We start from the raw sequence: 10,798 nt of genomic DNA on the forward strand, positions 1-10,798 counted from the left end.
GAGCGGGACCCAGTGGTCCCGCTCCCCGGCTCTACTGTTCAGAGGTGTCCGCGGTCAGCGCGTCAGCGCCACCACTGGACCGCCTTCTCGGCGTTGACCAGGCCCGCGCCGTAGAAGCCGTTGTCGTCGGCGCCGCCCTCGCAGGTGGCCTTCCAGGCGCCGGCACCACCCGGGTTGTACTCGCCGGTCGGGCACGGGATGGACTCGGCGTGGGTGGTCAGCATCTCGGTCAGCTCGTCCGGGCTGGCCCACGGGAAGGTGCCGGCCAGCAGCGCGACCACGCCGGCGACGTGCGGGGTGGCCATCGAGGTGCCCTGCATGTAGCCGTACTTGCCACCGGGGATGGTGGACAGGATGCGGCCGTCCTTGTCCGGGGTGTTCGGGAGCTGGTAGCGGCGGTCGCCACCCGGGGCGGTGACGGACACGACGCCCTTGCCGTAGCTGGAGTAGTACGACTTGACGCCGTTGACGCCCACCGCGGAGACGGCGACGACGCCGGGCAGCTCGGTCGGCAGCGACAGGCAGTCGTTGGTGACCGGGCGGGTGCCGGGGGTGGTGTCGTCCGGGCTGGCCACGTCGACGGTCTTGTGCGCCAGGTCGAGGTTCTCGTTGCCCGCGGCGGCGACGTTGAGAACGCCCTTGCGCTGCGAGAAGGCGACGGCCTTGCGGACGGCCTCCGAGATCGCGGCCTGGTCCTTGTCCGTCTTGCAGTTGAACATCCACGGGTCGACGAAGTAGCTGTTGTTCGTCACCTTGAAGCCGTGCTCGCCGGCCCAGACGAAGCCGCAGACCGCGTTCTCCGGGTAGATGAACCCGCCGTCGTCGACGACCTTGACGGCGGCCAGCTTCACGTTCGGCGCGACGCCGACGATGCCCTTGCCGTTCTTGGCGGCGGCGATGGTGCCGGCCACGTGGGTGCCGTGGTCGCTGGTGGTCGGCTGCCAGGCCTTCCAGTCGGTGTTCGTCTTGCCGTCGATGCAGGAGACCGACTGCGAGGCGTCCACGTTGGCGGCCAGGTCCTCGTGGGTGGCGTCGATGCCGGAGTCCAGCACGCCGACGGTGACGTTGCGGCTGCCGAGCGAGATCTTGTGGGCCTTGTCGGCACCGATCTGACGCATGTCCCACTGGTAGGCGTCGTAGGGCTCCTCGCCGGGGGCGGCCGAGGCGGCCGGCTCGGCGGCGACGTCGGCCTTGCCCTGGTCGGCGGCCTGGATGCCCTTGGTGCGGCTGGCGCCGACCGAGTCGACGCCCTTGGCCAGGCGCAGCTTCTCGGCGAACTTGGTGTCGTTCGAGCGGGCGACCACGACGCCGACCTGCTCGTACGACTGGACCACCGTGCCGCCGAGGCCGGTGATGGCCTTCTCGACCTTCTGCACCTGGCCGTGGTTGGCCTTGGTGTTGACGACGTAGCTCATCAGCGGACCGGTCGTCGAGTCGGCGGTGGGGGCCGCGACGGCGGTGCCGGCCGGCAGCGCGAGGGCGCCGGCGGTGGCGAGCACGACGCCCACTGCCGCGTACCGGGTACGGCTGATCCGAGGAACACGCATGGGGGTTGGCCTCCCGAGTCGTCAGGCGGCAGCTGCGATGGGCAGGTGCGCTTGGGAATGACCGGGACGCTAATGAATATTTGCTTATAAGCGCAAGAGGTAGTCATCCAATCGTCACATCCGGATCAGGAAGGGGGGTTACGAGCTCCGGAGATCAACAGGGAAACAGAGGTCAAGAGTGTTAAAAAGTGATGGTTCGCCAACGTGCGGCCACACCCGCCGCAACGGCGGCCACCAGCACCGATCGCACCCCTACAACGCGTACAACCGGCGCGCGTTGTCGGCCGCGACCAACCGCGCCACCCGCTCGGCGTCGGCTGCGGAGCAGGCGCCGTCGGCCTGCCAGCCCGCGAGCACCGCATCCAGTCCGTACCGGAACTGACAGGTGCCCACCAAATAGAGTTCGGGCAGCCCGTAGGCGTCGGTGGAGAACAACAATTTGCCGAACGGCGCCAGCTCCAGCATCTCGCCCAGCACCGCGGCCACCCGCGGCCCGGCGTAGGAGGCGGTCAGCCCGAGGTCGGTGTACACCGTCGGGAAGGCCTGGGCCAGCCAGGCGGCCTGCCGGTGGTACGGGTAGCCGTGCAGCAGCACCAGCGGGACGGCGCTGGGCTCGGTGGCCCGCACGAAGTCCGTCAGCAGCGACGGGTCGGCCCGGTGCAGGGTGAGGTCCGGATCGCCGAAGCCGGTGTGGAGTTGGAGCGGCAGGCCGAGCTCGGCGCAGACGTCCACGGCCGTCCAGAGCAGGTGGTGCAGCAGCACCGGGTCGGTCAGCCGGCCCCGCCCGCCGCGCAGGTGGGCGCCGGCTGCGGCCACCACCGCCGCGGCGGCCGGGCGTTCGGCGGGGGCGGCCAGGCCGTGCCGGTAGGCGAGCACCGACTTGATCGCGACGGCCCCGGCGGCGGCCGACGCGAGCGCCTCGGCGACGGCCCGCGGCCAGGCCTCGGCGCCGCACGTCACCGTCTCCGCGATCGACTCCAGTCGGACCACCTCACGCACCGACGCCCCGGTGGCCTCGGCGAGTTCGGCCGGCGGCAGCAGTGGGTGGCCCGCGGCGGCGATCAGCCCGGTGTCCACCAGGCAGGTGTCGAGCCCGGCCGCCGCCAGCAGCCGTCCGGTGGCCTCGGCCGCGCCCAACTCCCGCCGCCGGGCGAGGTAGTCGGCGGCGGGGGCGTGTGCCGGCAGGCCGAGCGCGGGCGGGCACCAGCGCCGCACCGCGAGGCCCAGCGCGCTGTCGAAGGGCGAACAGCCAGGCGCGGGCGGGCGGTCGGACTCGGTGAGCAGCCCGGCCAGGGCGTCGTCGGCGAGCTCGACCGCCACCACGCTGTGGCAGTGGTGGTCGACCAGCGCGGGCCCCTCCGGCCGGGCCACGCTCAGTACCGCCAGCGGGTGGCCGCGACCAACTCCTCGGGCGTGACGGCCGCGTACTGCTCCTGCTCCGCCCGGCGCACCGCCAGCACCGCCTGGTAGAGCGGCTCGCCGAGCGCCTCGCGCAGCACTGCGGAGCGCTCGTACGCGGCGACCGCCTCGGCCGGGCCCGTCGGCAGCCGGGGCACGGTGCCGGGCTCGGCGGCGGCTGGGTCCCCGGTGAACTCCGGTGGCAGCGCGCGGCGCTGGTCCATCCCGGCGAGGCCGGCCGCGATCACCCCGCCGACCGCCAGGTACGGGTTGGCGCTCGCGTCGAAGCACTTGACCTCGGCGTTGGCGGCGGCGGCCCGCTCCCCGGTGGAGCCGGTCACCAGGCGCAGCGCGGCCTCGCGGTTCTCCAGGCCCCAGCACTGGTAGGCGCCGGCCCAGTGCGACGGCACCAGTCGCAGGTACCCGGCCGGGCTGGAGCAGCCCAGCACCAGCAGTTCGGGCAGCGCGTCGAGCACCCCGGCGAGGAAGCCCTCGGCCTCTGCGGTCAGGCCGTACGGACCGGGGCCGCCGTGGCCGAGGTTGCGCCCGTCCCGCCAGAGGCTGACGTGCAGGTGCCCGCCGTTGCCGACGCCGCCCGCCTCGACCACCGGGGCGAAGGAGGCCCGCAGGCCGTGCCGGGCGGAGACGGCCCGGACGGTGTGCCGGACCAGGACGGAGGTGTCGGCGGCGGCGACCGGGCCCTCGGGGGCGACCGAGACCTCGAACTGGCCCGGGGAGTACTCGGGGTGGATCTGCAGGACCCTCAGCCCCTGCCGGCCGAGGGCGCCCAGGACGTCGCGCAGGTAGTCGGAGAGGTCGGTGACCCGGTGCATCCCGTACGCCGGGCCGTGCGTCGGGTACTGCGGCTCCTCCTGCGGGGCGCCGGCCAGGGCGACCGTCCACTCGACCTCGATGCCGGCCTTGAGGCTCAGGCCGCGCGCGGCCGCCACGGCCTGGACCCGGCGGGCGAACAGCCGCTGACAGCCGGGGTGCGGGGCCCCGGCCTGGGTGTACCTGTCCCCCGGGGCCCAGGCCCAGCCGGGCTGGGCGGCCAACGAGACGATCCGGTCGAGGTCCGGGTAGAGCCTGAGGTCCCCGGTGGGGCCGCCGATGATCGGACTGGTGGTGATCGTGTCGTCGGCGAGGAACACGTCGAAGCAGGGCGCGGTGCCGACGCCCCACTGCGCGGCGTGCGCCAGACCGGCGAGCGGCACGGCCTTGACCCGGGTGACGCCGGCGTTGTCCACCCAGGTGACGGCCACCGCCTCGACGGCCTCGGTGCGCAGCCGGTCGGCGGCCTCCTCGGCGCGCTCGGCCCGCTCGGCGCGCGGTGGCAGCGCGACGGCTGCCGCCGCGGCGGTGGCGAGCTGTTCCGCGGTGGCGGGCGGCTCGGCGGGACCGGGCGCGGTGGGGCCGGCGGTGGCGGTTCCGGTGGTCATGTCACCATGCTGCCCCGCCGGTCGGGGTCGGGTAACTCCCCTATCGGGTGGCCCTATTGGCAGCCCTGTTCACCCGTTCACCCTTTCGGGGCGAATCTGGCGGTCAACTCCCCCGCCGTGATCCGTTCCAGGGTGTCCGGGGCGGCGTCGGTCGGGCCCGGGTAGAGCCGGTAGAGCGTCCCGCACACCTCGGCCGGGGCGCGCACGTCGGCGTGCACCAGGGCGGCGAACGCCCGGGCACCGGCGAGGCGTTCGGCGATCATCCGGGCGGTGTCGTCCGGCGGCTGCTCGGTGCGCCGGTCGCTCGCGTGGCGGGAGCGCAGCCGCTCGGCGAAGGCGCTCACCGGCTCGTCCGCGCCCCGGTGGTAGACGCCGAGCCCGCGGCCGGTCCGGTCGCGGACCAGCACCTCGTCGCTGCCCGCCGCCGCGGTGGCGCAGGCGAGGTCCCACAGGGTGGCCCGGGAGCCGGGCGCGAAGTGCGTCAGGACGTCGGCGGCCAGCGAGCCGACCACGGCGTGGTGCCGGTAGAGGTTGTGGAACCCGGTGCCGGAGCCCACGTTGAGGTCGGTCCAGGTGTAGCTGCGGGTCTGGAGGTCGACGATCATCGGCACGCAGATCCGGGCGTCCCCGGCGAGGTCCAGCCGCTGGCGGACGCTCCTGGGGTGGAAACTGCCCGTGCGCTGCCGGGCCGCCTCGGAGGGGGTCAGGGTCATGAAGCCGGCGAACGCGTCGGTGAGGTCCTCGAAGGGGATGTCGTTGTAGCTGAACACCACCACCACGGCGTACCGGGCGCGGGCCTTTCCCAGCGCCCGCAGGTCCAGGTCGACGAACTCGGTGGCGCCGTGCGGCGGCGGGGCGGTCGTGAAGTCGCCGGAGTGGACGGCGGCGCGCGGCCCGGTGACCAGCCGGGTGTAGTCGCACAGGCCGGTGAACTGCCATTCCTCGTCGTAGAAGGCGACCGACAGGTCGAGGTCCACCCGCTGGTGCGGGCGCTGCATCCAGTGCACGAACAGTCGCAGGTGCTGCCCGCCCGGGAGCCCCTGCACGCTGCCGCGCGGCACCGCGACCAGGGTCTTGGCACTGGCCCGCTCGGCGAACGGGACCACCAGGTCGGCGAGGGCGGCGTCCAGTACGGCCACCTCGTAGCGCCCCGAAGCGGCCGCCGACTGCTCGGCCCGGCGCAGCAGTTCGGCCTCGATCAGGGCGCAGACCGGCGCGCTCAACCGGTCCGGGACGGGCGTGCCCCAGTCGAAGCGGGAGTGCGCCGGGGCGACCCGGCCGCGCGGGAAGTACAGCCGTCGCTCGCCGATTCCGCGCGGCGCGCGCAGCCGTCCGTACGCGCCGAGCAGCGGGCCCGGAGCGACCGCGCGCAGCGCCCCCGGCAGTGCTTCGGCGAGTTCGGCGGGCAGCGGCTCGCCGGGGAAGCAGGTGGCGTGCACCCGCAGCAGGTGGTGCAGTCGGCGTACCAGTTCGCCCGGGCGGCGGGCCAGCAGCCTGACGGTGGCGGGCAGGTCGCCCTGTTCGAGGGTGTGCTCGACCCGGGCGGCGAAGGTCTCCACGGTCAGCCGGGTGTGGCCGCCGGGCGTCTCGCTCACCCGCAGCGGGGCGGGCGCCTCGCGCAGCTGCGGGCCGAGGCCGTGCAGGTCGAGGTCGCTCTGCCGGACCACGGCGAAGGCGGCCGCCGCGTACGGGAAGCGGGCGCGGTGCTCGTACGGGTGCAGCAGTTCGCCGGCCCGCAGCCAGGCCTGCCGGTGGCGGCGCAGGTCCTCGGCGAGGGTGCCGGCCGGGAACGCGTCCAGGACGGCGAGCAGTTCGCGGCGCAGCGGGCGGGGCAGGCTCCGCAGCCGCAGCGTGCGGGCGGTCTCCGGCAGCAGGTCGGGTTCGGCGCCGGACCACGCCCAGATCAGCCGCAGGACGTCGGTGGCGGTGGTGAGGTGGCCGGCGAGGAGCGGCCGGGCGGCTTCCCGGTCGCGGTGCAGCAGGGCGGCCAGCACGGTGGCGCGGGTCTCCCGGACGGGGATCTCGGCAGGCAGCCAGTCGGCCGGGTCGGCCGGGGTGTGGTCGAGCAGCAGGGCGAGGTCCTCGCGGTCCTGCGGGCTCAGCGGCGTCTGCCGGGCGAGCAGCGCGGTCAGCGCGGTGGCGGCGAGCGCGGCCACCTCGGCGGGACCGGCCAGGCGCAGCGGCTTGAGCTGCTGTCCGGGCTGCAGTTCGCGGGCCGCCTTGCGGGCGGCCCTGGTGTCGGTGGACAGACGGCGCTTGCGCTCCAGCGGAGTGCGGCAGAGCGGGCAGTGGCGGTCGCCGCCGTCCTCGACCCGCTCCCGGTAGCAGTCGCCGCACAGCAGGTGGGCGCAGGGGGCGAGGGCGCCGATGCCGGCCTCCAGGCTGCTGCGTTCGCAGAGCAGGCAGACCTGGCTCGCCTGGCAGAGCAGGTAGCCGCGGATGATCGCGGAGTAGTCGGCGTGCGCGTGCGAGGGCACGCCCTCGGGGAAGCGGCGGAACAGCGGGACGTGGCTGCGGTCGGCGCCGAGCATCGCGTCAATGCCCCACAGCAGCCGGGTGCCGGCCGCGGAGAGGTCGAGCGGGCGCAGCCGGCCGAGGGCGGCCCGCAGCGGCGCGGTGAGCACGTGGCCGCGCCGGGCGAGGTCGGCCTCCAGGGCGACCAGCCCCTGGGCCGTCCACGGCTGCGGTTGGCCGGGCCCGGCTCCGGGCTCGACCAGGACCGTCCCGTGGCGGCGCAGCAGATAGGCGTCCAGACCGGTCTCGGGTACGACGGCGCTCGGCTTCTTCACAGCTCTTCCCCCGTGGGTACGACGAAGCGGGGGCGGAGAGTGGGCGCACTCGGTTCATTTTGGAGATGAGTGAGAAGGAAGCACGCCGCGGAGCCGCCCCCGCGTCGATCACCCTAGCGAACACCCATCCGCTGCCCGAACGGTTTTCCGTCTCCACCTCGCACGGCTTCGCCCCCCGGCCCCGAACGGTTTTCCGGCGCCGCCCCCCTTCCTACTCACAAGTAGCTTCGCTACAGTGGCCGGACACGCACCACCGCCGGGCTTCGGGAGCCGCACCGGCGGCAGGCCGCGGTCGCCGCTTCTCCGGCGCTCGCGCGGTGCGCTTTCACCGGCCGGTGCCGCGGACCGCGGCGGGCCGGGTTCCTCCTCGTATCAGAGTCGCTTCCTTCACTTTCGAGCGCCTGAGCACCACGGCACATCCGCAGTTCGGCCGGAGCGGACCGGCCGCTGCCCGGGTGCGCCGACACCCCGTCATCTCCCCAGCCCCCGCACGTGGACCCTCCTCCGGCGGCGGCCGCCCCCGGCGTACGGGCGCGGCGGCGTGCCCGCCGGAGCACGCGCGGGCCCTTCATGACTAGGAGTCAGGACAGATGGAGCGTCCCTTCCCCACCGTCGCGGTCGTCGGCCTCGGCACCATGGGTGCCGGCGTCGCGGTGGCGGTCGCCAAGAGCGGCCGCCGGGTGATCGGCATCGAGGCCACCGAGGACTCGGCCGCCCGGGCACTGGCCCGGATCGAGGAGGCCACCGCGCACGCGGTGGACCGGGAGCGGCTGACCGCCGAGGAGCGCACCAGGCTGCTGGCCCGGATCTCGGTCGGCCACGAGCTGGCGGCCGCCGCCGGGGCGGACCTGGTGATCGAGGAGGTGCCCGAGCAGCTGGAACTGAAGCGGGAGGTCTTCGCCGAGCTGGACCGGATCTGCCCGGAGGCCACCGTGCTGGCCACCGGCACCACCGCGTTGTCGGTGACCCGGATCGCCGCCGCGACCGCCCGTCCGGAGCGGGTGCTCGGCCTGCACTTCTTCAACCCGGTGCACGGCATGAAGCTGGTCGAGGTGGTCCGCACCGTGCTGACCTCCCCGCAGACCGCCGAGGACGCCGCCGCCTTCGCCCGCGACCTCGGCAAGGAGCCGGTGGCGGCCGGCGACCGGGCCGGCTTCGTGGTGAACGGCCTGCTGTTCGCCTACCTGAACCAGGCCGCCGCGATGTTCGAGTCCAAGTACGCCTCGCGGGAGGACATCGACGCCGCGATGCGGCTCGGCTGCGGCCTGCCGATGGGTCCGCTGGCGCTGCTCGACCTGATCGGCATCGACACCGCGCGCACCGTGCTGGAGGCGATGTACGAGCAGTCCCGGGACCGCCTGCACGCGCCCGCCCCGATCCTCGGCCAGCTGGTCGCGGCCGGGCTGCTGGGCCGCAAGACCGGGCGCGGCTTCTACACCTACGAGGCGCCGGGCTCGTCCCGGGCCGTGGACGCGGCCACCGGGCCGGCCCTGCCCGGGGTGCCGGGCCGGGAGGTGCGCACCGTCGGCGTCTGCGGCTCGGGGACGATGGCCACCGGCATCGCCGAGGTGTTCGCCAAGGCCGGGCACCCGGTGCTGCTGGCCGCCCGGAGCCAGGAGAAGGCCGAGGCGGCCAAGGCGCAGCTGGCGAAGTCGCTGGAGCGCTCGGTGGCCAAGGGCCGGCTGTCCGCCGAGGCACGGGACGCCGCGCTGGCGCTCGTCACCCCGGTCGGCCAGTACGCCGAGCTGGCCGAGGTGGACCTGGTGGTCGAGGCGGTCGCCGAGGACCTGGCGGTCAAGCGGGAGCTGTTCGCCACTCTGGACAAGATCGTCAAGCCGGGGGCGGTGCTCGCCACCACCACCTCCTCCCTGCCGGTGATCAGCTGCGCGACCGCCACCACGCGGCCGCAGGACGTGATCGGCATGCACTTCTTCAACCCGGCCCCGGCGATGAAGCTGGTCGAGGTGGTCTCCACCGTGCTGACCGCGCCGGACGTCACCGCGACCGTGCTGGAGCTGACCGCCAAGGTCCGCAAGCACCCGGTGGAGTGCGGCGACCGGGCCGGCTTCATCGTCAACGCGCTGCTCTTCCCCTACCTGAACGACGCGGTGCGGATGCTCCAGGAGCACTACGCGACGGTGGACGACATCGACACCGCGATGAAGCTCGGCTGCGGCTACCCGATGGGCCCGTTCGAGCTGCTGGACGTGGTCGGCCTGGACGTCTCGCTGACGATCGAGCGGGTGCTGCACCAGGAGTTCCGCGAGCCGGGCCTGGCCGCCGCACCGCTGCTGGAGCACCTGGTCGCGGCGGGCTGCCTGGGCCGCAAGACCGGCCGCGGCTTCCGCGACCACGCGCGCCGGTGACCACGCCGCAGGCCGGGGGCGGCCCGTACGAGACGCCGTACGGGCCCCCGCAGGCCGGATCGCACGCCGCACAGCCGTACGGGGCCCCGCCGTACGGGGCCCAGCCCCACGGCGGCGCGGCTCCCGGGAACGGCGCCCCGTCGTACGGCTCCGCGCCCTCAGCGTCCTCCGCGCGCCCCGGTTGGAGCCCCGGGACGGTATCCTCCCGCTGGCCTCGCCCGGCCGTGACCGGCCCGGTCGCACCGGTGCGTCGGGGAAGGGCCGCGGCCGCACCGTCCGGGCCGTGTAGCGTTCCGGACATGGATCGGGTTCAGTCAACCTCCCCGCAGCACCCCGCCGGGCCGCACCGCGGCGCCGACCGGACCGCCCCCTCCACCGGGGGCACCGGGCCGGACGGCGGGCCGGGAAGCCGCCGGGCGGCGGCGCAGCGCCAGCAGATGCGCCAGGACCTGGCCACGGCCGCGATGGAGCTGTTCGCCTCGCAGGGCTACGAGGAGACCACGGTCGACCAGATCGCGGCCGCCGCCGGGGTGGCCCGGCGCACCTTCTTCCGGTACTTCCGGTCCAAGGAGGAGGCGATCTTCCCGGACCACGACGACACCCTGGTGCGGGTGGCCGACCTGCTGGCCAGCGCCGAGCCGGAGGAGCACCCGCTGGACGTGGTCTGCCGCGGCATCAAGGAGGTGCTGCGGATGTACGCCTCCACCCCGGGGGTGTCGGTGGCGCGGTACCAGCTGATCCGTCAGGTCCCGGCGCTGCGCGAGCGGGAGATCGCCGTGGTGGCCCGCTACGAGCGGCTGTTCACCCGCTACCTGCTGGGGCGCTTCGACACCGGCGAGTCCATCCCGTCCGGCTGGCAGCGCGGCGGCGAGGACGACTCGATGCTGGCCGAGGTCTCGGCGGCGGCGGTGGTCGCGGCGCACAACCACGTGCTGCGGCGCTGGCTGCGGGCCGGCGGCCGGGGCGACGTGGAGGCACAGCTGGACCACTCCTTCGAGGTGATCCGGCGGACCTTCTGGGCCTCCAGCGCGCCGGGTGCCAGACGCCGGGGATCGGTGGTGGCACCGGGTGCCAATGGGACCCCGGGGGACACCGGGGCGGAGAGCGCACTGAGTGCCAGCCCCGGAGGTGAGGTGCTCATCACAGTGGCCCGGACGGACGCTCCGCTGGATGTCGTGGTGGACAGCATCAGGGCCGCACTGAGCGGCGCCCGGGAGCCGTAAGCACAGTATTCACGCAGGTCAGAGCAGTATCGAGGG

At 74.4% G+C, this 10,798-nt stretch carries 6 protein-coding genes; 2 read left to right on the plus strand and 4 right to left on the minus strand.

Features of this window, described 5'->3' with window-relative positions; all coding sequences use genetic code 11:
* Nucleotides 1–62: 62 nt before the first annotated feature.
* The 4 genes from ACFU7Y_RS30270 to ACFU7Y_RS30285 form a co-directional block, all read right to left on the minus strand.
* Nucleotides 63–1,547: a S8 family serine peptidase gene (locus tag ACFU7Y_RS30270; RefSeq protein ID WP_224284559.1), complete on the minus strand. Its 1,485-nt coding sequence runs from the start codon at nucleotides 1,545–1,547 to the stop codon at nucleotides 63–65.
* A gap of 252 nt (nucleotides 1,548–1,799) precedes the next feature.
* The gene (locus ACFU7Y_RS30275; protein ID WP_380770314.1) at nucleotides 1,800–2,918 is read right to left on the minus strand and encodes an amidohydrolase family protein; all 1,119 of its coding nucleotides are present in this window, start codon (nucleotides 2,916–2,918) and stop codon (nucleotides 1,800–1,802) included.
* Nucleotides 2,919–2,920: 2 nt separating this feature from the next.
* Entirely contained in the window at nucleotides 2,921–4,384 is a 1,464-nt protein-coding gene (locus ACFU7Y_RS30280) for a glutamine synthetase (RefSeq protein ID WP_380770315.1), read from the minus strand.
* Between the two features lie 77 nt (nucleotides 4,385–4,461).
* Nucleotides 4,462–7,173, minus strand: coding sequence for an MXAN_6230/SCO0854 family RING domain-containing protein (locus tag ACFU7Y_RS30285; protein WP_380770316.1), 2,712 nt, complete (start codon nucleotides 7,171–7,173; stop codon nucleotides 4,462–4,464).
* 590 nt (nucleotides 7,174–7,763) lie between these two features.
* On the opposite strand from ACFU7Y_RS30285, the gene ACFU7Y_RS30290 reads away from it, so the two are divergent.
* Together ACFU7Y_RS30290 and ACFU7Y_RS30295 are read left to right on the plus strand one after the other, a co-directional pair.
* Nucleotides 7,764–9,539, plus strand: coding sequence for a 3-hydroxyacyl-CoA dehydrogenase family protein (locus tag ACFU7Y_RS30290; protein WP_380770317.1), 1,776 nt, complete (start codon nucleotides 7,764–7,766; stop codon nucleotides 9,537–9,539).
* A gap of 299 nt (nucleotides 9,540–9,838) precedes the next feature.
* A complete protein-coding gene (locus tag ACFU7Y_RS30295; protein WP_380770319.1) occupies nucleotides 9,839–10,762 on the plus strand; it encodes a TetR family transcriptional regulator in 924 nt (307 codons plus the stop codon).
* The last annotated feature ends 36 nt before the right edge of the window (nucleotides 10,763–10,798 follow it).

The sequence above is a fragment of the Kitasatospora sp. NPDC057542 genome, assembly GCF_042801945.1.
Lineage (GTDB): Bacteria > Actinomycetota > Actinomycetes > Streptomycetales > Streptomycetaceae > Kitasatospora.